Source organism: Bacillus mexicanus (assembly GCF_050445615.1).
GTDB classification, from domain to species: Bacteria; Bacillota; Bacilli; order Bacillales; family Bacillaceae; genus Bacillus; species Bacillus mexicanus.
The window spans coordinates 478,993-498,716 of sequence record NZ_JBCEYV010000001.1 but is presented as its reverse complement, the minus strand read 5'-3'; the positions used below and the strand labels follow the sequence as shown (position 1 = coordinate 498,716).

Genomic DNA, 19,724 nt, shown 5'->3' with positions numbered 1-19,724 from the left:
AGACAAACGCGCTTTTCCTTTTCACTTTTCATATAAACTGCTTACATTTTACCATATCTCGGGCAGCCGCTTCAAATTAGGATTGGTTTAGTGATCCCTTGCCGCAATTAATTCACAAAGCTCATATAAGAGGTCTTTTTGAAGCGAGAGTCCGCCGATCAAACGCTTTGCTTCTTTTATGTGAAAATCCAATTTATGCTGGGCCCCTTCCAGTGAAAGAAGTGACGGATAAGTCGATTTATCGTTTGTTGTATCCGAGCCGACACGTTTGCCGATTTTCTCTTCACTGCCTTCTACATCTAAAATATCATCTCTGATTTGAAAACCGATTCCAATGTGGCTGCTGAAGGTCCGCAGCGTTTCGATCTCTTCCTCAGGCGCATCCGCCAAAATAGCACCGGCGATTACGCAAAAACCGAGGAGCTTGGCGGTTTTCCGTTCGTGTATGGATTCGAGTTCTTCAAGCGTCACTTGTCGGTTTTCCGCTTCCATATCAGCTACTTGTCCCCCAACCATGCCTTCAGTGCCTGCCGCTGAAATCAATTCATTCACAAGCCGAAGGCGCTTTTCTGCTGATACCTCATCTGACACATGGGAGGTGATCAGCTTAAAGCTTTCTGTTAAGAGCCCGTCACCCGCTAACACTGCTGTCGCTTCACCGAACACTTTGTGGTTTGTCGGCTTCCCGCGGCGCAAATCATCATCATCCATACATGGAAGGTCATCATGAATTAACGAATATGTGTGAATCATTTCAACAGCACACCCGACCGGAATGCCGTCCTGTTCACTTTTCCCGTAGGCGTTTAAAACAGCCAGCACAACGAGTGGCCGCAGCCGCTTTCCGCCGGCCTCAAGGGAATACAACATCGACTTTTTTAATGAGTCCGGCATGTCAAGCTTTTCTGTATAGACAGACAGCTGATGTTCAATCGTTTTTTTTCGCTCTGCCAGAAAGCTCGTTAATTTATTTGTCACCTTTGTCTTCCTCCTGAACACTGAAAGGTGCCAGTTCGCCGTCTTCTTTTAAAATGAAGTCCATTTGTTTTTCGACTTTTTGCAGCTTTTCATGGCACATTTTTGATAGAGCCATGCCTTCTTGGAAATAGTTAATTGCCTGCTCTAAAGGCACATCGCCTTCTTCAAGCTTTGATACAATGCTCTCAAGCCCTTTCATCGCTTCTTCAAATGTCATGTTTTCATTTTTTTTCACGTCTGTCATTTTTCTTCCCCTCTCTTTTCTAATACTTCACAGGTCAGCACGCCGTCCTTTAATTTGACCTCAACCTGATCCTTCTCTTCTATCTGACTGACACTTTTAATGAGTTCATCTTCTTTATAAGCCAAGCTGTATCCTCTTTCCATCACTTGAAGAGGGCTTAACGCATTCAGCTTGCCAAGAACAGTTTGAAATTGGGAGTGCAGCTGTTTCATTTGGATATTCATGTTTTTTCTCAGCTGATTTGTTTGTTCTTCGTAACGTATTTTCGCTTGCTTTAGCTGTTCATGAGGGTGCAGCGCCTCTAATCTGTATGTTTCACGCTCAAGCTGTCTGCTGTTTTGATCTAAAAGTGCGGTAAGCTGTGCTTGAAACTGCTGATAGGCCAGGTCAAACTGCTGCTCTTTTTGCGCATACAACCGCTTTGGAAAACGGAAGGCATACGAGGATTGGAGCGTTTGAACCCGTTCTTTTTTCTGGCCGAGATGCTGCTGCATCGCTCTTGTCATTCTGACTTCCGCCGTCTTTGTCCGTTCAATTAAATCAGTAGTATGAGGCACGGCAATCTCAGCTGCTCCTGTCGGTGTTGCGGCTCTGATATCAGCGACAAAATCACTAATTGTAAAGTCCGTTTCATGCCCGACAGCAGATATAATCGGAATATTGGAAGCGAAGATTGCACGTGCTACTATTTCTTCATTAAATGCCCATAGTTCTTCTATCGAACCGCCGCCTCTTCCGACAATTAATACGTCGCAGAGCTCTTTTTTATTTGCCTCTTCAATGCGCGTAACGATAGATTTGCTCGCGTTTTCACCTTGTACGAGCGCTGGAAGAACAATGACTTTTACAAGGGGATATCTTCTTTTTAGAGTTGTAATGACATCTCTGACAGCAGCACCCGTTGGGGATGTCACAACCCCGATTGTGGCTGGAAATGCGGGGATTTGTTTTTTATAGCGGTCCTCAAATAAACCTTCTCCGGCAAGCTTCTTTTTCAGCTCTTCGTACGCTAAATAAAGCGCTCCGACCCCGTCAGGCTGCATTTCTTTGGCGTATAATTGATAGTTTCCGCTCGGTTCATATACGGAAATGCCGCCTCTGACCAGCACCTTCATGCCGTTTTCAGGTTTAAAAGGCAGACGCTCGCTCTGTCTCGCGAACATCACCGACTGCATTCTGGCGTTTTCGTCCTTCAATGTGAAATAAATGTGGCCTCTTGTGTGTATTTTGACATTCGATAATTCGCCTTTAATCCAAATATTTTCAAGGTGAGGATCAACATCGAATTTTCGTTTTATATACTTTGTCAGCGCCGAGACGGTAACATACGCTGTTTCGCCCATGTCTCAAACTCCTCTCATAAGCATTCCTGCACCATAACTAAAGAAAACCCGCCCTGGCTTTAGGAGCCTCAAGAAGCGGGTATCGTGCTCATATTCACTGCGGACAAAACGTCCCGCCTGTGAATACCTCCAATTATCTATGATAACGTACGTTTCGCGGATTTAACAGTATTATGCGCAAGCATCGTGATGGTCATCGGCCCTACTCCGCCCGGAACCGGTGTAATGAAGGACGCTTTTTCCTTTGCCCCTTCAAATTCTACGTCTCCGCAGAGCTTTCCGCTTTCCAGACGATTAACGCCAACATCAATGACAACAGCGCCCTCTTTGATCTGGTCTGCACTGATGAAATTAGCCCTGCCGACTGCCACCACCAGGATGTCCGCTTTTTTCGTATGTTCTGTCATATTTTCTGTTCTTGAATGACAGTAAGTAACTGTCGCGTTTTCATTTAATAAAAGCTGGCCCACAGGTTTGCCGACAATATTGCTTCGGCCGACTACAACAACCTCTTTACCGGAAAGGTCGATCTTGGTTTTCTTCAAAAGCTCAACAATTCCGTGAGGTGTGCAAGGAAGAAACGTATCTTCGCCAAGCAGCATTTTCCCAACGTTTAGCGGATGAAAACCGTCTACATCTTTATCAGGAGAGATGCGTTCGATTACCGCTTTTTCAGAAATATGATCTGGAAGCGGAAGCTGAACGAGAATGCCGTGAAACGCAGGGTCTTGATTGTATTGATCAATAACGGAAAGCAGTTCAGCTTCTGTGAAGCTGCTGTCAAATTGATCAAGCTTGAAATTCATTCCCATTGTTTCAGCTGCTTTTTTCTTTCCACGCACGTAAGAGTGGGAAGCAGGATCATCTCCAATTAAAATGACCGCCAGCCCGGGAGTGACGCCTTGCTTTTTAAGCTCTTCTACCTCTTTTGCCAATTGTTCGCGTTTTTCTCTAGCTGTTTCTTTTCCGTCGATGATTGTTGCAGTCATTTTCTTTCCTCCTATGATTGTTCAATATCAGATTTAATGTTAGAAAGAACTCCGTTTACAAATTTTGTCGCTTTGTCATCGCCAAACCGTTTTGCCAGCTCAATCGCTTCATTCATGGAGACATTCACCGGAATGTCTTCGGCATAGGCCATTTCGTATGCTGCCAGACGCAAAATCGCGCGGTCAACATTGGCAATCCGATCGAGCTTCCAATTCACGAGGTGTTTGGAGATCATTTCATCCAGCTGGACTTGATGTTCCAGCACTCCGTGTACAAGCTGTTCAAAGAAAGGATCTGTTTTTTCTTCATCCAATGCATGTTCTATGGCTTCATTCACTGCAATATCGCTGACATCAATTTGAAATAGTGCCTGCAAAGCTTTTTCTCTTGCTGTTCTTCTTTTCATTTTCTTTCTCCTTTGATCCTCTTTATCTGCTTGTCGTTAAGCCACAAAGAGATCATAACATATTTTTTTCATATCCGCATATTGAAATCAAGGTTTCTTACCCTATTACCGAATATTTTCACGCATCGTAATATGATCATTCGGATTTCACGATCATGAAGAAACTCGGCTGCTTTGAGCCGGCTTTCTTCATACTTTGAAATAAGGGTAACGTGTAAAAAAACCAAAGGGCCGCCCTCCCCTTGGTTTTGTGTTTAGCCATTTACATTTCTTCGTCGATTTGGACTTCCTGGGCTTTTGTGTCAAATTGAATGCCGACGATATGAATATTGATTTCATTAATCGAAAGAGACGTCATGTTAAGTAAGGTTTGACGAATATTTTCCTGAACGGATGCTGCAACTTTCGGAATCGAAACACCGAAGCTGACGACACAATATACATCGATCGTAATTCCGTCATCCGCAAGGTCGACCTTGACACCTTTGCCATGATTCACTTTACCGAAGCGCTCGACAACGCCTGTCGCGAAGTTTCCGCGCATTTCAGCAATACCCTCAACTTCTGAAGCTGCTATGCCGGCTATAACCTCAATGACTTCCGGTGCAATCTCAACCTTACCTAAATGTGTATCTTGATCCATCTTAAGCAAGCTGTTGTCTTTCATTCAATTCACCTCCGTTAAAATTATGAGCCCATTACATCATATGTTTCTAAAAATTTCGTATTAAACTCTCCGCCCACAAATGTTTCGTGTTCAAGCAGTTTTAAGTGGAACGGGATTGTTGTCTCAATGCCTTCGATGACGAATTCGCTCAATGCGCGCTTCATACGGGCAATCGCTTCATCCCTCGTTTTTCCGTATGTGATCACTTTTGCAATCATGCTGTCATAGTACGGAGGGATAGAATAGCCCGGATAAGCAGCTGAGTCGATACGGACACCAAGACCGCCAGGAGGCAGGTACATTTTAATTTCACCAGGTGACGGCATGAAATTTTTACTTGGGTTTTCCGCGTTGATCCGGCATTCGATAGCCCAGCCTTCAAATTCAACATCTTCCTGCTTGAGGCTCAGTTCTAATCCTGATGCCACTTTAATTTGTTCCTTAATCAGGTCAGTTCCTGTCACCATTTCTGTAACTGGGTGCTCTACCTGAATTCTCGTGTTCATTTCCATGAAGTAATAGCGCTGTTCTTTGTAGTCATAAATAAATTCAACTGTTCCTGCGCCTGTATAGCCGACCGCTTTCGCAGCCTTTACCGCGGCACTTCCCATCTGCTCCCTGATTTCTGAATCAAGGGCAGGAGATGGTGATTCTTCCAAAAGCTTTTGCAGACGCCTTTGAATTGAGCAGTCGCGTTCTCCTAAATGAATCGTATTTCCGTAGTTATCGGCAAGCACTTGGATCTCAACATGGCGAAAATCTTCTATGTATTTTTCTATGTATACACCTGGATTCCCGAATGCTGTTGCGGCTTCCTGCTGTGTAATCTTAATGCCATTAATCAATTCCTCTTCGGTGCGAGCAACCCTGATTCCTTTTCCGCCTCCGCCTGCGGTGGCTTTTATAATTACAGGATACCCAATTTCATCAGCAAGCGAAACCGCTTCTTCCACATTTTCTATAATTCCTTGTGAACCCGGCACGATTGGCACACCGGCCTGTTTCATCGTTTCCCGCGCAACGTCTTTTGTTCCCATTTTTGAAATGGCGTCAGCACTCGGGCCGACAAACGTGACGTTAACTTCTTCACATAATTCAGCGAAATCAGCATTTTCAGCTAAAAACCCATATCCCGGATGAATAGCGTCCGTGCCAGTCAGTTTTGCAACACTCACAATATTCGTAACGTTTAAATAGCTGTCTTTTGATGCTTTCGGTCCGATGCAAAAAGCTTCATCAGCCATTTGAACATGAAGGGCATCTTTATCAGCTTCTGAATAAACAGCGACAGTATCAATCCCGAGCTCTCTGCAGGCTCTGATGATTCTGACAGCAATTTCTCCTCGATTGGCGATCAATAGCTTTTTAATCATGTTAAGTCTCCTTACTCTGCTTTTACAAGAAATAGAGGTTGTCCGTATTCGACCAGCTGGCCGTTTTCTACTAATACTTCAACGATTTCGCCTTTCACTTCCGCTTCGATTTCGTTGAAAAGTTTCATCGCTTCTACTATGCAGACAACGGTGTTTTCATTTACTTTTGAGCCGGCTGATACATACGGGCCAGATTCCGGTGATGATGATGCATAAAACGTTCCTACCATTGGTGAAGTGATTTTATGCAGATTTTCATCCTGCTTTGGCGCTTCTTCGGCAGGTGCCGGCGCTGCTTGCTGCGCTTGCGGTTGAACTGCCTGCGGAGCCTGTGCCTGCACTGGTGCTGCCGGCGCCTGCTGCATCACTTGAACAGTGCCCGCTTCATGTTTTTTCAGTTTTAGGGAAACACCTTCATTTTCATATACGAATTCATCAATTGCAGACTCGTCAATCGCTTTAATCAGCTCGTGGATTTCTTTAATATTTAACATTCAATCGCACTCCTATGTAAGAAATTTCTTTTTTTATAGGTTACTACTAAAAGTACATACTATGTTTATCTTACAGGAGCGGACTTTTGAATTCAACTCTAATATGAATGGCAACAAAAAGCCCGCTGCTAAGCGGGCGTGTTTTTCCTCTTATTTACTTGGATGGCTCAAATGTGACAGCGACGTCTTTCATTGTTTTGATTTCTTTTGCCACAAGATCGATAATCGCTGTCGCCTTTGATTTAGAGTGTTTGTCTGATTTGACTGTAATGTTGATTTTATCTCCTTCAGCATTAACGAGCGCGTCTTCGTAGCCTTGTGTTTTAATAAGCGTTTCCAGCTGTTTTTCTGTTCCTTCTACTTCACTGAGAGCTGTCATTTTATCATATGCTTTACTCTTTTCCTTTGCTGTTGCGTCGTCGCTTGAGACAACAGCATTCAGCTCTTCTCTTTCTTTGCTTCTGGCATCTTCTAAATCAAGACGGTACGTCGTAAACAGATCATCATCGGCTGTTTCTGTCACAACAGTCCCTTTTTCACTGGCTTCAGCTGATGTTTCCTTGTCTGCTGATGAATCTTTCGTGCCCTTTGTTCCATCCTCTTTTCCTTTTTCAGTTTCTGTACCGCTCTTTTCCTTCGTGTCTTGCTTGACAGGCGCTTTTTCAGTTGCTACCTCTCCTGAGTCAGACGCGCTTTTTTCACTTTGCATTTGCACGGCATTTTTGCTTTCCGGCGACATGATATAGTAGACGCTTAACACCACGACAAGACTGAGCATTGTTAATAGCCAAACGGTTTGTTTTTTGAGCATTTATGAATCCTCCTTTATTTTTTTAGGGGCAACCGCCACCCGGTGGCTTGGAACATCCAGGACTCGTGTCACCGCTTCAATAATGGTTTGTTTTATTTGAACGTTGTCCACTCCTTGAGCAACAACGAGTACACCGCGTATATCAGGCTTCTTCGTTTGCACGACGACGGGTGTTTCTTTATCGCCGTTTTTGATCATGACGATTTCTTCTTCTGATGTCTGGTCAGTAACGCTCCTGGTTCCGCCTTCTTTGTCCGTTTCTTCAGTGGTTGTATTTTTGTTGGATTTGTTTTTTTCGTATACTTTCAGCGACGTTGCATCAACATTTACGACAACCGAGACATCGTCAACACCTATGATCGTTTCAAGAATTTCTTTCAGCTGATTTTCGTATTCTTTTTCATAATCACCGATCGAGTTTTTAGGTTCATCAGATTTTGAGGCTTTAAACACTTCTGCTGTTTTCTCTTTGCTGGCTTTTTGTGATGAAACTGCCGTTGTCATTTTGGCGTTTTCTGATTTCTCAGGTGAAGAAAACAGCTGGCTGACAAGCATAAAAGAAACTCCGAGAACAAAAACGAATAGAAAGTAATGATATTTGGTCAGCTTCGGCTTTTCACCGTCCTTCGTTCGCCCCGGAAGAAACTGCTTTTTCAATACATTCCATAATCCGTTTCTATTCATTGCCGACACTCTCCCCGCCTTCCATATGAACCGTAATTTTCTCGCTTCCGATTTCCCAAATGTCCGCAAGCTGCGTTTGTATCTGTTTGGCTTCTTTTTGTTCTGCTGCTTCTTTCGTTACGTATGCGTGATCTGTATCAATATTGACCGGCGCGACCGTTTGGACCGTTTTTTCAGAAGACGGGGCGATGAACACGCTGATTGTTTTAATATCCTCTTCTGAATCTACCTTTTCTCCTGCCGTCAGTTTGATGCGGCCTACTTTGTATTCATCATGACTGAATCTCTCCTCCGCTTTCTTTTTTAGTTGGACAGCCATTTCTTCTAAAATATATGCGCGCTGGGAAGCTTGTATTTCTATTTTTTTTGAATTGATTTGATTTTTTATGCCGGCAGACTCTGACTGCCCGTTTTTTGTGAGATATTCAAAGATGACTTCGGGGTCTGTATTGAAGAGCTTAAAAATCGGTGTGAGCATGACGACAATCAAAAGCAGGCTGACTACCATTTTGGCGTATTTTTGCATGCTGGAGCTTGGTAGCAGCATATCAATCACAATGGCAAATAGGATAAACAACACGATGGTGGTAAGCCATTCAGTTAAAAAACTCATCCGTCAGCCTCCTTTATTTCATCATCATCGTGAGGTTTCCGGCTGTGATGATCACAGTAAGGCTTAAAAAAAACATGAGAGACACAATGGCGAGAGCAGCAAAAATATAAATGACGCTTTTGCTGATGACATCAAGGCAGGTAATGACAGGACCGCCTCCAAGCGGCTGAAGAATCGCGGCTGCCAGCTTATAAATAAAGGCAAGGGACAGCACTTTGATTGCCGGAAAAGCAGCAATACAAATCAAAATAGCGACACCGAGTATCCCGACTGTATTTTTCAGCAGCAAGGAAGCGCTGATTACTGTATCTGTCGCGTCTGTAAACATTCGGCCAAGCACAGGTATAAAGTTTCCGGTTATAAATTTAGCCGTCCTGAGCGTAATGCCGTCTGTCACTGCAGCAGAAGCCCCCTGAACAGAGATGACGCCAAGAAAGATGGTGAGAAAGACGGCGAGTGCTCCGATAGCAATATTTCTGAGCAGGTTGGCCAGCTGTGTTACTTTGTATTGTTCGGTCATTGTGCTGACAATGCTCAGAATCGCGGATAAGAAAATGAGCGGCATAACAATATTCTGGATTAAGAGACCGCTTGTGTTCATCAGAAAGAGGATAACAGGATGAAAGAAGGCTGCAGACACAGCTCCGCCTGAGGATGCCAAAAGCGCCAAGAGGAGCGGGATGAGCGCGAGAATAAAGCTGGTCATCGTCTGAATGGCTTCTGTCGCATAATTGATTGCTACATGAAAGCTATTCAACGCAAGAATGATCAGCACCATATACACAATTGAATATGCGACCTTGCTGACGGTGCTTTGCTGAAACGCATTTTGCAAAAGCTGCAGGATGACGCAAAAAATTGTGAGCAAAATCAATGTGCCCAGCAGCTTTCCGTTGGCAAGCACTTCATGAAACAAATAAGAAAAGAGAGCTTTCAGCCATTCTTGCGGTGAAAATGATTTATCGCCATTGATAAACTCAATTATGCTGCCTTTTTGGCTTTCTGGCAGCAGTCCGCCGTATTCTGTCATAATGTCATTCCAAAATTCACCGATCTTATCTGTCTCAAGCGACGCTGCTGTTCTTTCCGCTAATTGCTCAGCTGTTTGAGCATGGTCTTCCGTTTGTTCGGACCCGCCGGCTGCCTGTACAATGTCTGCACCCCCTGCGCCTGCTATGAGCAGAACGGCCAAAAACAAAACCCATTGAATACGCTTCAATCTACCGCCTCCTTTCAGCTATGACATGGAAGGTATAAGTCCGAGAATCGTTTCAATAATGACGGTTAAAATCGGCACAGCCATAACGAGAATTAAAATTTTCCCTGCCAATTCTATTTTCGAGGCGATGGCCCCTTGACCGGCATCCTTGGTAAGCTGAGCCCCGAATTCAGCAATATAGGCGATTCCGATAATTTTTAAAATGGTTTCAACATAAACCATGTTGATGTTTGCATTTACCGCGATTTTTTCTATCATTCTAATAATGTCGTAGATTTGGTCTACCAAATAAAGAAAAATAGCGCAGCCGGCAAACACAACGATTAAAAATGCAAAAGTCGGCTTTTGTTCTTTTACAATTAAAGAAAGGAAGGTGGCGATCAGCCCTAAACCTACAATTTGAACAATGTCAATCTGCAAGCCCCCCTATCCTTGGAATAAAAACACAGCTTTTATCTTTTTAAAAAGGTCATCTACAATCGTAGCAACCATAAATAAAATATAGATAAAACCTAACAGCGTCACCCACTGGGCATATTCTTTTTTGCCCATCTGGTCCAAAATCGTGTGTAAAAACGCGACCACGATTCCGACTCCGGCGATTTGAAATATGACATTCACGTCTACTCCCATAATATTTTTACTCCCCTCACGTTTACATCAATAGAAGAATGAGTAACAAGCCAGCTAAAAAGCCCAAACTTTTTATCATCTTTTCATTTTTCGCTTGCGCTAGATCCGCATCCGCTTCAGAGGCTTCCAAATGTGTCAGCGCCAGCTTGATATGCTTTTGTTGGGAGATGCGATCATGTATCCCGAGCGTCTCGCCAAATTGCTTGAGCACTTCATATTCACTTTTTTTCAAAGACATGGTTCCCCACACCTTCTTTAAGCTTTGCTCCCACGCCATTTTCGCGGAATCACTTCCCTTGTCCAGCTGGTCACTAAACGTGATAAAAAGAGCGGAAACAGGCTGTGCTAGCTGCTTAGCAATCTGCTGTGAAGCGATATGAAGCGGTGTATGGCCGTACATGATTTCAGCCTCAAGGGATTGGAGCGCCGCACGCAGCTGGCGGATTTGCCGCGGCCGTTCTGTATACACTTTCGCCATCTCAAAACCTGTCCACGTTGTCGCTGCCACAATGAATACAGCGCCCAGCAGCTTCAGCATGTCTTCACGCTCGCCTTAGACAGCACATTTCCGCCTTTATCATAAACGCGGCTTATTGTACCCGGTCCATTCGCTCGCGATAATTCCAAATAGCGGTCAAAGGCTCTTTCTTCCCATAAACGCTTCAATGAAGGCCGCTTCATCAAGTCAGATATGCTCCAGCCATGCGCCGATACAATGACCGATACACCTGCATGCAGCGCTTCAAGCAGTGCATCAGTATCTTCCATACGTCCGATTTCATCGACAATGATCACCTCAGGGCTCATGGAGCGAATCATCATCATCAGCCCTTCAGCTTTGGGACAGGCGTCTAAAACGTCGATCCTCTGTCCAAATTGATGCTGAGGAATACCGCGCAGACATCCGGCAATTTCTGAGCGTTCGTCGACGATTCCCGTCTTTACGGGTAATATACGGTTTTTCCCTGTGCTCGAGAGTCGCGCAAGATCACGAAGAAGTGTTGTTTTACCGGTTTGCGGCGGACCGATAATCAGCGTATTCAGCCAGCTGTCTTGATATAAAAATGGAAGCAGCGGCTCCGCAATCCCAAGCTTTTGCCTGGCGATTCGTATATTAAAAGATGTGATGTCACGGAGCCCTTTCACACCCCCGTTTTCTGTGATGACTCTGCCTGCCAGTCCGACTCTGTGGCCGCCTCTGATCGTGACATACCCTTTCTTCAGCTCTTCTTCGAGTGTATACATACTATAGTTGCTGAGCCGGCTGAGAATCAGATGGGCATCCTCGGCAGTGCCGGCATAGGACAAAAAAACAGGTTGTCCTTTTCGAATCAATTCAACAGGGCGGTTAACCCGAATTCTGACTTCTTCGATTTCCAGCCATTGATGTTCCGGTATTTCAGAAAGGGCGTTTTTCATGGATTCAGGGAGAACCTCAGCGATTTCATTCAACAGAGCCTCCTCCTTTCTACCGATTGGCTTCTTTAAAATGTATGATGTGAGGCAGACTTTATGACAAGCCTTGCTTTATTTATGAACACCCGCCAAAATCAAAACAACACCCGTAAAAATCAGAATCAATTTTGCATACGACAGCTGTCCGGCAATTTGATAGATTCCAACAGTCATGGTGATGATAAAAATCAGCGGACCGACAATAGCGAGAATGCTGTTAACGACAACCGCCTTCCGGACGTCATTTGTCACAAGCATGACAATCGCTGCCGTCAGCTCAATCATAGAGGATAAAACACGCAACCCAGCCATTGTTAAAACAGTAGAATTGACATTTCCAAATAAAAATTTCATAGCATTCTCCCAACCTCCCATTTTTTTATATGATATGCTCTAGCTTGTGGAAGTAGTCTTGTCATTTCGTATAAAAGAAAGATTCTGTTTTTGGGCACAAAAAAAGCCTGCTCCCATTTGGGAACAGACTTCTTTTTTTCTATCTATGCTCTTGAAACGTACGAACCATCCGATGTATTGACAACAAGTTTGTCGCCTTCATTCACAAAAAACGGCACGTTTACTACAAGGCCTGTTTCAGTTTTCGCAGGTTTTGTCCCGCCTGATGCTGTATCACCTTTAATGCCAGGTTCAGTTTCAACCACTTTCAGCTCAACTGTGTTTGGAAGTTCGATACCGAGCGTTTCATCTTGATACATCATGATATGCACAGACATGTTTTCAAGCAGGTATTTTAATTCCTCTTCGATTTGAGTCGCGTTCAATTCAAGCTGCTCATAAGAAGAAGTATCCATAAATACGTGCTGATCTCCGTTTGCATATAGGTATTGCATTGTTTTTGTTTCGATTTGCGCTTTCGCAACTTTTTCACCAGCGCGGAATGTTTTTTCCTGAATCGCGCCTGTGCGAAGGTTGCGGAGTTTAGAGCGGACAAATGCCGCACCTTTTCCAGGTTTTACGTGCTGGAAGTCAACAACGCGCCAAATGCCGCCGTCCACTTCGATTGTTAATCCTGTACGGAAATCGTTAACTGAAATCATCTTTAATGTCCTCCTATATTCCAATCACAAAATAATAAGTTCTTTTGGGGAATGGGTGATTGTCCGGTTGCCGTTTTCTGTCATCACGATGTCATCTTCTACACGGACACCGCCTACTTCTGGTATGTAAATGCCAGGCTCCACTGTGACCACCATGCCCGGTTCAAGGATAGCTGAAGATCTGACGGACAATCCCGGCGATTCATGCACTTCCATGCCGAGCCCGTGCCCGGTTGAATGGCCGAAATATTCGCCGTAGCCTTTTGCAGCAATGTGATCCCTCGTAAGGGCGTCAGCCTCTTTTCCGGTCATCCCCGGCTTAATATGTGCGACGCCGAGCGCTTGAGCATCAAATACGACCTGATATATCTCCTTCAACTGATCACTTGGCTGACCGACAGCGACCGTACGGGTAATATCAGAACAATATCCTTTATAATAAGCGCCAAAATCAAGCGTAACAAGGTCTCCGCTTTCAATCAGTTTGTCACTGGCCACTCCGTGCGGAAGGCTTGACCTAAGGCCCGAGGCGACAATCATATCAAAAGAAGAGCTGTCTGCTCCCTGGCTTCTCATATAAAACTCCAGCTCATTGGCAACAGCAATTTCAGAAATGCCGGGTTTCATAAACGTCAAGATATGTTTGAAGGCATCATCTGCAATCTTCGCAGCTTCCTCTAATATCTTAATCTCTTCATTAGACTTAATCAAGCGCAACTTTTCTACAGATTCAGCTACAGGCACTAATTCAGCCTCGCCGATAACCGCGCTGTATGAAGCATAGGTGCCGTATGTCATGCTGTTCTGCTCAAAGCCGATCCGCTTGATGCCGAACGCGTCAATTGTGTCGGCAGTGGTCTGAATCAAGCTGCCTCCGTGTTCAATGATCTCAAAACCCTTCACCTGAACCTTCGCCTGCTCTGTATAACGAAAATCCGTAATAAACGCTGCCCTGTCACCTGATATAACAGCAAGGCCCGCTGAACCTGTAAACCCTGTCATATAACGTACGTTCGTGCTGCTTGTGATCAGCATTCCGTCAATCCCCAGCTGCCCAAACAGGTTTCTTAATTTCTCTAGCTTCATCTTATTCTCCCCCTTGCATGCTTATTAAGTAACGCACAGCAAGCTTATAGCCTTCAGCTCCAAGACCGACAATCTGCCCTTTTGCAACTGGAGCGATAACCGATTGATGTCTGAATTCCTCTCTGGCGTATAAGTTTGATAAATGCACCTCAACTACAGGAAGAGTGATGCTTGAAACGGCATCCCTGATCGCATAGCTGTAATGACTCAGCGCACCAGGATTCAGAACAATCCCGTCGTATTGCTCCTCAGCCTCATGTATCGCATCTATCAAATCACCTTCGTGATTAGACTGGAAGAAAGTGAGCTGGATTTGTAAGGCTTCTGCAAATTGAAAAAGATCTGTTTCAATATCAGTCAGTGTCCGGCGGCCGAATACCTCTTGCTCACGCTTCCCCAGCTGATTGACATTCGGTCCGTTCAACATTAAAAAATGAGGCACAGGAATCTCTCCTTTTCGCGAGGGTTTCTCATGTAAAAAATGTTCACTTCTCGTGAACATTTTATCATACTGGAAAAGGATAATACACTATTCTCTATGCGTTCCCAGCGCACGTGCCAGCTTTTCTGAATTCAGCATATTGTATTCAAACGAAATAGAATAACCGACAAACAGCCCGTAAAGCAAATAGATACAAATGGTCGTAATCACTGTGTCTGCTTTCAGTTCTGTCACCACGCGCACATCAGGAAAAATCGGGTTAAAAACAAAAAACACGAGCAGCCAAAGCAGCAAACCGTATAAAACACCTGCCCACATTGTTTTTAAACGTTTCATGAGAAGAAAATAAACAAACGCTGCGCCAACTGAAAGAAGTCCGATTAAAATGATGCTGATCACGGTTCCTAGCCCTTGTTTTTTCCACTCTCCGAGCACAAACGGCTGCAAAATCATATTCGGACTGATTTCCGAAAAATGAAATAAATATGCGATATAAGCAACGAAACTCCATAATACACCACCGCAAAAGCCTGTTGCAGCTACCCTTCCGGCCATCGGAACAGGCGGCCCTTGCTTCTCATTCACTTCTTCATTTTGTTCTGTATCTTTTTCGCTTGTCATTATGGCACCTCCAGTAAAAGTGTGCCCAAAAAATGAAATGTCAATAAAAAAGCTCACATTTTTTGACAAGAGCGAGTAAAATTTGAAAATAGAGGGTATACTGCATGTAGAAAAAGCAAGGCTATGGCAATTTTTCAGTCTGTCAATCTAGAGGTTTAGCGCTGTTTCCTGTACAATAGAGTAAAAGGAAATGGTTAGCAATCCTAAAGAAATAGGCAGGTTGATAATATGTCAAAACATAAAACTCCGCCCGCATACGGCGGGCAGGCAGTTGTGGAAGGCGTTATGTTTGGCGGAAAGCATCATTACGTTACAGCCATCAGAAGAACAGATAAAAGCATTGACTTTTTTAAGCTTCCCCGCAAACACAATCCGAAACTGAACATCGTAAAAAAGATACCGTTTTTACGGGGGATCGCGGCCATTATTGAAGCAAGCGCAAACGGGACAAAGCATTTGAATTTTTCAAGTGAACGTTACGGGCTCGATCCCGCTGAAGACGAGACACTTGACCAGGCAGAAAAAAAATCCTCAGGGCTGTCCATGTATCTCAGCCTCGCGGTAATCGGCGTCTTATCATTTTTGTTCAGTAAGTTCGTATTTACATTGGTTCCCGTTTTCTTAGCTGAACTGACAAGACCGATATTTTCATCGGACACAGCGCAAATCGCGGTTGAAAGCTTATTTAAGCTGATGCTGCTGCTTGGCTACATTTATTTTTTATCCATGACACCGCTCATTAAAAGAGTGTTTCAATATCATGGGGCCGAACACAAAGTCATAAACTGTTATGAACAGAATTTTCCAATTACAGTGGAGAATGTGCAAAACCAATCCCGGCTTCATTATCGTTGCGGATCAAGCTTTATTTTATTTACGGTTATTGTCGGCATGTTTGTCTATTTGCTTGTTCCGACAGATCCGCTTTGGCTGCGTGTTATAGATCGTGTTGCACTGATACCGGTCGTACTCGGCATATCTTTTGAAGTTCTGCAGCTGACAAACAAAGTTCGTGATATTCCCGGACTGAAATTTCTTGGGTACCCGGGACTCTGGCTTCAGCTGTTAACAACAAAAGAACCTAAGGATGACCAGGTTGAAGTTGCCATCGAAAGCTTTAACGAGCTTCTCAAACTCGAAGAAATGTCTGAACAAGATCAGAAGCCTTCTCACAACGTCATCTAGTATCGTTGCCCTGCTATTATTTTCGGAGGTGGACAGTTATGAATCATCGTGTACAACCTATTATTGCTGTTTTAATTGCGCTGGGAGCGTTCGGTTTCCTCTATATGCTGGTAACAAATCCCGGAGAAATAGCAAAAATGGCGATCACCATCATCGTGGCGGGTATCATTATTTATTTTATTGTAAAATACGTAATGAATCGAAATGCCGGCAGTGAAGGAGCGGCCTTCAAAAAAGCGGCGAAACAGTCGCGGCGCCGGATGAAGGAATCAAAAGCAAAGCACCGCGCCGGACATAAGGCACGTGTAAGCCACCTGCGAAGCGTTCCGAACGCAAGCAAGCCTAAGCCGATGATTCTCAAGAAAAAAAGCCAGACTCAGCTGACTGTTATAGAAGGAAAAAAAAATAAAAAGAAAAACAGAGCGCTTTTTTAATAGGTCCACTTTCTCAAAAACTGCTCAGTCTGTCTTTTTCCTAGCTCTATGAGGGCTAGTTTTTTTTGTTTTGTCACATAAAAATCGGTTGCCATCACGTCATCAACCGGCAGAAAAATGATGTTTTGTTCATAGCGTGACGCGATATGCCTTGCATCATGTGCATCCTTCATCGTTTCAAACAGAGCTGCAAACAGTTCAAAAGCATTGCGGATGTTTTTTTTCGGACGCTCTCTTTCCCGCGGCGCGAGCGTGACACCGATCACAGGTCGTTTTCTTTCCTTAGAAAACAGCCAGATTGGAAAATTGCTTAACACCCCTCCGTCAACTACCGTGGCAGCGCCACTCTCCGTTTTTAATTTTATAGGTTCAAAGAAATACGGAATGCTGCAGCTCATTCTGACCGCTCTGGCAACCGGAAACATATCGGGATTTAACCCGTAACGACCCAAATCGTCTGGCAAAACAATCATGGTGCCGTTTGTCAGATCAGAAGCGATAAGGCGCAGAGACCCTTTAGGCAAATCACCGAAAACCCTTATGCCTTTCGCTCTTAACAGATCAGCAATCCACTTTTCTATTGTGTCGCCTTTGTATAAGCCGAGACGCCAGTAGATGGAAACCCACTGGAGCATCTTTAAGGGAAGAAATGAGTATCGCTGGTCCAGCAATTTCTCTCCGTCCACTTCTTCAATCAAAGTGCGGATTTCCTTACCGGTGTATCCTGACGCAATGAAAGCGGCAATGATGGCGCCTGCGCTTGTACCTGCAACTCTTTTAAAGCGGAAGCCCTTTTCCTCAAGCATTTCATAAGCGCCTGCCAGTGCAATGCCTTTTACTCCTCCGCCGGAAAACACACCGTCAATATACATCCCATTCCCTCCCCCTCCATCCGATCGTTTACTATCATTTTAAGAAAACACGCAAGGAAATAGACCAACGAATGACACCTGACGCAATGCATCAAAAAAGACGGCCTCAAGGGAGGCCGTCTTTTCACTGATTATGTTGTTCTGATTTCTTTTGGATTAATTTCAGATCTTTTTTACGGGCATCATCTTCTTCAAAATATTGAACAAGATCTCCGATGCGATCAATGCTGTTCCAGCTTAAATGATGTTCGATTCCTTCAACATCGTTATATATTTTCTCTTCATCAACACCAATGATTCTTAAAAACTGCTCAAGCAATTCATGTCTGTATACTAGCCGTTTGCCTATTTTTTTCCCTTTAGACGTTAACACGAGACCGCGATATTTTTCATAAATTAAATATTCGTCTTTATCTAGTTTTTGAACCATTTTCGTTACAGAGGAGGGGTGGACTGCTAATGCTTCCGCGATATCGGAAACCCGTGCATATCCTTTTTCTTCAATCAGCATATAAATCTGTTCAATATAATCTTCCATACTTGGTGTTGTCATCAAAACCCTCCCATAAAGCACCTTAACTTTATAAACCATTACAAGTTTACACTAATAAACTTGAAAAAACAAGGTTGCTCCGCGGGACAAAAGCCCTGTTTACCGCTTATAATTCCATTCGTCTGAGGCGTATTTTGTTTCTGCCAAATGATGAACAAAATCAAGCTCTTCTTTAGACAGTTCGTACGGTTCCAACTGAATGTTAAGGCCTGTTTCAAAGCCTTCTTTAAAGGCTATACGAGCCTCATCCATCGTCACCCGCTTATCAGTGAGTTCATTAATGGCAACGGCTTTGTTTTTGAAATTGCGCTGCATCCGTTCTCTGACTCTTTCACTCGGATACAAAAACAGATCGAACAGCTTGTCCTCATCAAGATCAAGCAAAATAGAGCCGTGCTGAAGAATGACGCCTTTTTGTCTCGTTTGTGCGCTTCCCGCCACCTTGCGGCCCTCGACCACAAGCTCATACCACGAAGGCGCGTCGAAACAAACGGATGACCGCGGATTTTTTAAGCTTTCTTTTTCTTTTTCTGTTCTCGGGATGGCAAAGTAAGCGTCCAGTCCAAGATTTCTAAAGCCTTGGAGTATGCCTTCGGAAATGACCCGGTATGCCTCAGTTACAGTCGCCGGCATTTCGGGATGCTCTTCCGAAACAATCACACTGTATGTCAATTCCTGATCGTGCAGCACACCTCTCCCGCCGGTTGGCCGTCTGACGAACCCAAGATTATACTTATGTACTGCTTCAAAATTAATTTCCTTTTTAATATTTTGAAAATACCCGACAGAAAGAGTCGCCGGATTCCAGCCATAAAAACGGATAACCGGAGGAATTTTCTTTTCACTGTGCCAATATAAAAGCGCTTCATCAAGCGCCATATTGAATGCAGGACTTGCGTTTCCTGAGTCTATAAACCGCCAAGTTTCTTTTTCCATTTTGAGACCTTCCTTACCATTTTAATAGATTTAGTTTATCAAACTGCCGGGAAAATGAAAAATATTTTCGTTCCATTATGGATGACAATCTCGCTCTGCTTTACTATAATAGTATTTGTCGAAAACGGCTCTATAGCCTTGTTTTATTGAGCAAGGTTTTGATTTTATATGATAAAGGAGTAGAATCACATTGTCTAATATGATCATATTGATTATTTTTGCTGCGTTTCTCGTTTATATGATTGCTTCATATGTCTATCAGCAGCGAATTATGAAAACACTTACGGAAGAAGAATTTCGCGCGGGTTACCGCAAAGCGCAGCTCATTGACGTTCGTGAACCGAATGAGTTTGATGGCGGACATATTTTAGGCGCCCGCAACATCCCTCTTTCCCAGCTGAAACAGAGAAAAAATGAAATCCGTCCGGACAAGCCTGTCTATCTGTACTGCCAAAACAGTGTCCGCAGCGGACGCGCGGCACAAACCTTGCGCAAAAACGGCTGCACTGAGATTTACAACCTAAAAGGCGGCTTTAAAAAATGGGGCGGAAAAATTAAAGCAAAGAACTAAAGCAAAACATAAAAAATCCTTCTTTCGTTCAATGAGAACGTTTGAAGGATTTTTTTGTC

General features: G+C 43.9%; 27 protein-coding genes. 3 read left to right on the top strand and 24 right to left on the bottom strand.

The genetic code is table 11. The features are described from left to right. Window positions 1-87: 87 nt before the first annotated feature. From AAGG74_RS02740 to AAGG74_RS02640, 21 genes are all read right to left on the bottom strand, one after another. Window positions 88-978: a polyprenyl synthetase family protein gene (locus AAGG74_RS02740; protein WP_429674463.1), complete on the bottom strand. Its 891-nt coding sequence runs from the start codon at window positions 976-978 to the stop codon at window positions 88-90. After that, on the bottom strand, window positions 968-1,222 hold the full coding sequence (locus AAGG74_RS02735) for an exodeoxyribonuclease VII small subunit (protein ID WP_103749597.1): 255 nt from the start codon (window positions 1,220-1,222) through the stop codon (window positions 968-970). The genes AAGG74_RS02740 and AAGG74_RS02735 overlap by 11 nt, the downstream gene beginning before the upstream one ends. Continuing rightward, on the bottom strand, window positions 1,219-2,565 hold the full coding sequence (gene xseA, locus AAGG74_RS02730) for an exodeoxyribonuclease VII large subunit (RefSeq protein ID WP_429674462.1): 1,347 nt from the start codon (window positions 2,563-2,565) through the stop codon (window positions 1,219-1,221). The genes AAGG74_RS02735 and xseA overlap by 4 nt, the downstream gene beginning before the upstream one ends. A 137-nt stretch (window positions 2,566-2,702) precedes the next feature. Next, window positions 2,703-3,554 (bottom strand): bifunctional methylenetetrahydrofolate dehydrogenase/methenyltetrahydrofolate cyclohydrolase FolD, encoded by an 852-nt coding sequence (gene folD, locus AAGG74_RS02725; protein WP_162102466.1) that lies wholly within the window; start codon window positions 3,552-3,554, stop codon window positions 2,703-2,705. Window positions 3,555-3,565: 11 nt separating this feature from the next. After that, window positions 3,566-3,961 (bottom strand): transcription antitermination factor NusB, encoded by a 396-nt coding sequence (gene nusB / locus AAGG74_RS02720; RefSeq protein WP_003226401.1) that lies wholly within the window; start codon window positions 3,959-3,961, stop codon window positions 3,566-3,568. Window positions 3,962-4,223: 262 nt separating this feature from the next. Then, window positions 4,224-4,628, bottom strand: a complete 405-nt coding sequence (yqhY, locus tag AAGG74_RS02715; protein ID WP_162102464.1) for a fatty acid biosynthesis protein YqhY — start codon at window positions 4,626-4,628, stop codon at window positions 4,224-4,226. Between the two features lie 20 nt (window positions 4,629-4,648). Beyond that, a complete protein-coding gene (accC, locus tag AAGG74_RS02710) occupies window positions 4,649-6,001 on the bottom strand; it encodes an acetyl-CoA carboxylase biotin carboxylase subunit (protein WP_429674459.1) in 1,353 nt (450 codons plus the stop codon). Window positions 6,002-6,012: 11 nt separating this feature from the next. Further along, window positions 6,013-6,495 (bottom strand): acetyl-CoA carboxylase biotin carboxyl carrier protein, encoded by a 483-nt coding sequence (gene accB / locus AAGG74_RS02705; RefSeq protein WP_429674457.1) that lies wholly within the window; start codon window positions 6,493-6,495, stop codon window positions 6,013-6,015. A gap of 154 nt (window positions 6,496-6,649) precedes the next feature. Continuing rightward, a complete protein-coding gene (gene spoIIIAH / locus AAGG74_RS02700) occupies window positions 6,650-7,306 on the bottom strand; it encodes a stage III sporulation ratchet engulfment protein SpoIIIAH (protein WP_162102461.1) in 657 nt (218 codons plus the stop codon). Beyond that, on the bottom strand, window positions 7,307-7,990 hold the full coding sequence (gene spoIIIAG, locus AAGG74_RS02695) for a stage III sporulation protein AG (protein WP_429674456.1): 684 nt from the start codon (window positions 7,988-7,990) through the stop codon (window positions 7,307-7,309). Next, complete coding sequence (gene spoIIIAF / locus AAGG74_RS02690) at window positions 7,983-8,603, bottom strand: stage III sporulation protein AF (protein ID WP_429674455.1); 621 nt, start codon at window positions 8,601-8,603, stop codon at window positions 7,983-7,985. Before spoIIIAF ends, spoIIIAG begins: the two co-directional genes overlap by 8 nt. Window positions 8,604-8,616: 13 nt before the next feature. Further along, the gene (spoIIIAE, locus tag AAGG74_RS02685) at window positions 8,617-9,822 is read right to left on the bottom strand and encodes a stage III sporulation protein AE (protein ID WP_162102458.1); all 1,206 of its coding nucleotides are present in this window, start codon (window positions 9,820-9,822) and stop codon (window positions 8,617-8,619) included. A gap of 18 nt (window positions 9,823-9,840) precedes the next feature. Then, the gene (gene spoIIIAD / locus AAGG74_RS02680) at window positions 9,841-10,242 is read right to left on the bottom strand and encodes a stage III sporulation protein AD (protein ID WP_162102457.1); all 402 of its coding nucleotides are present in this window, start codon (window positions 10,240-10,242) and stop codon (window positions 9,841-9,843) included. Window positions 10,243-10,248: 6 nt separating this feature from the next. Then, complete coding sequence (spoIIIAC, locus tag AAGG74_RS02675; protein WP_003153142.1) at window positions 10,249-10,455, bottom strand: stage III sporulation protein AC; 207 nt, start codon at window positions 10,453-10,455, stop codon at window positions 10,249-10,251. Between the two features lie 22 nt (window positions 10,456-10,477). Next, window positions 10,478-10,993: a stage III sporulation protein SpoIIIAB gene (gene spoIIIAB / locus AAGG74_RS02670; RefSeq protein ID WP_429674453.1), complete on the bottom strand. Its 516-nt coding sequence runs from the start codon at window positions 10,991-10,993 to the stop codon at window positions 10,478-10,480. After that, a complete protein-coding gene (gene spoIIIAA / locus AAGG74_RS02665) occupies window positions 10,987-11,907 on the bottom strand; it encodes a stage III sporulation protein AA (RefSeq protein ID WP_429674452.1) in 921 nt (306 codons plus the stop codon). The genes spoIIIAB and spoIIIAA overlap by 7 nt, the downstream gene beginning before the upstream one ends. Window positions 11,908-11,982: 75 nt before the next feature. Then, on the bottom strand, window positions 11,983-12,264 hold the full coding sequence (locus AAGG74_RS02660) for a YqhV family protein (RefSeq protein WP_162102454.1): 282 nt from the start codon (window positions 12,262-12,264) through the stop codon (window positions 11,983-11,985). Window positions 12,265-12,407: 143 nt separating this feature from the next. After that, complete coding sequence (gene efp, locus AAGG74_RS02655; RefSeq protein ID WP_429674451.1) at window positions 12,408-12,965, bottom strand: elongation factor P; 558 nt, start codon at window positions 12,963-12,965, stop codon at window positions 12,408-12,410. 24 nt (window positions 12,966-12,989) lie between these two features. Next, window positions 12,990-14,051, bottom strand: coding sequence for an aminopeptidase PapA (gene papA / locus AAGG74_RS02650; protein WP_429674450.1), 1,062 nt, complete (start codon window positions 14,049-14,051; stop codon window positions 12,990-12,992). A gap of 1 nt (window position 14,052) precedes the next feature. Beyond that, window positions 14,053-14,493: a type II 3-dehydroquinate dehydratase gene (aroQ, locus tag AAGG74_RS02645; RefSeq protein WP_429674449.1), complete on the bottom strand. Its 441-nt coding sequence runs from the start codon at window positions 14,491-14,493 to the stop codon at window positions 14,053-14,055. A gap of 87 nt (window positions 14,494-14,580) precedes the next feature. Continuing rightward, complete coding sequence (locus tag AAGG74_RS02640; RefSeq protein WP_429675226.1) at window positions 14,581-15,117, bottom strand: YqhR family membrane protein; 537 nt, start codon at window positions 15,115-15,117, stop codon at window positions 14,581-14,583. Between the two features lie 225 nt (window positions 15,118-15,342). On the opposite strand from AAGG74_RS02640, the gene AAGG74_RS02635 reads away from it, so the two are divergent. Further along, on the top strand, window positions 15,343-16,299 hold the full coding sequence (locus tag AAGG74_RS02635) for a DUF1385 domain-containing protein (RefSeq protein WP_162102451.1): 957 nt from the start codon (window positions 15,343-15,345) through the stop codon (window positions 16,297-16,299). Between the two features lie 38 nt (window positions 16,300-16,337). Further along, window positions 16,338-16,733 carry an SA1362 family protein gene (locus AAGG74_RS02630; protein WP_162102450.1) on the top strand — a complete coding sequence of 132 codons (396 nt, stop codon included), beginning with the start codon at window positions 16,338-16,340 and terminating at the stop codon, window positions 16,731-16,733. On the opposite strand, the gene AAGG74_RS02625 is transcribed toward AAGG74_RS02630, so the two are convergent. The 3 genes from AAGG74_RS02625 to lipM form a co-directional block, all read right to left on the bottom strand. Continuing rightward, window positions 16,730-17,605, bottom strand: coding sequence for a patatin-like phospholipase family protein (locus AAGG74_RS02625; RefSeq protein ID WP_429674448.1), 876 nt, complete (start codon window positions 17,603-17,605; stop codon window positions 16,730-16,732). The two genes, AAGG74_RS02630 and AAGG74_RS02625, sit on opposite strands and share 4 nt — an antisense overlap. 124 nt (window positions 17,606-17,729) lie before the next feature. Continuing rightward, window positions 17,730-18,158 carry a transcriptional regulator MntR gene (mntR, locus tag AAGG74_RS02620; protein WP_162102448.1) on the bottom strand — a complete coding sequence of 143 codons (429 nt, stop codon included), beginning with the start codon at window positions 18,156-18,158 and terminating at the stop codon, window positions 17,730-17,732. Window positions 18,159-18,257: 99 nt separating this feature from the next. Further along, complete coding sequence (gene lipM / locus AAGG74_RS02615; protein ID WP_162102447.1) at window positions 18,258-19,094, bottom strand: octanoyltransferase LipM; 837 nt, start codon at window positions 19,092-19,094, stop codon at window positions 18,258-18,260. Between the two features lie 190 nt (window positions 19,095-19,284). Here lipM and AAGG74_RS02610 point away from each other — a divergent pair, with 190 nt between their 5' ends. Continuing rightward, the gene (locus AAGG74_RS02610) at window positions 19,285-19,665 is read left to right on the top strand and encodes a rhodanese-like domain-containing protein (protein WP_162102446.1); all 381 of its coding nucleotides are present in this window, start codon (window positions 19,285-19,287) and stop codon (window positions 19,663-19,665) included. Window positions 19,666-19,724 lie beyond the last annotated feature (59 nt).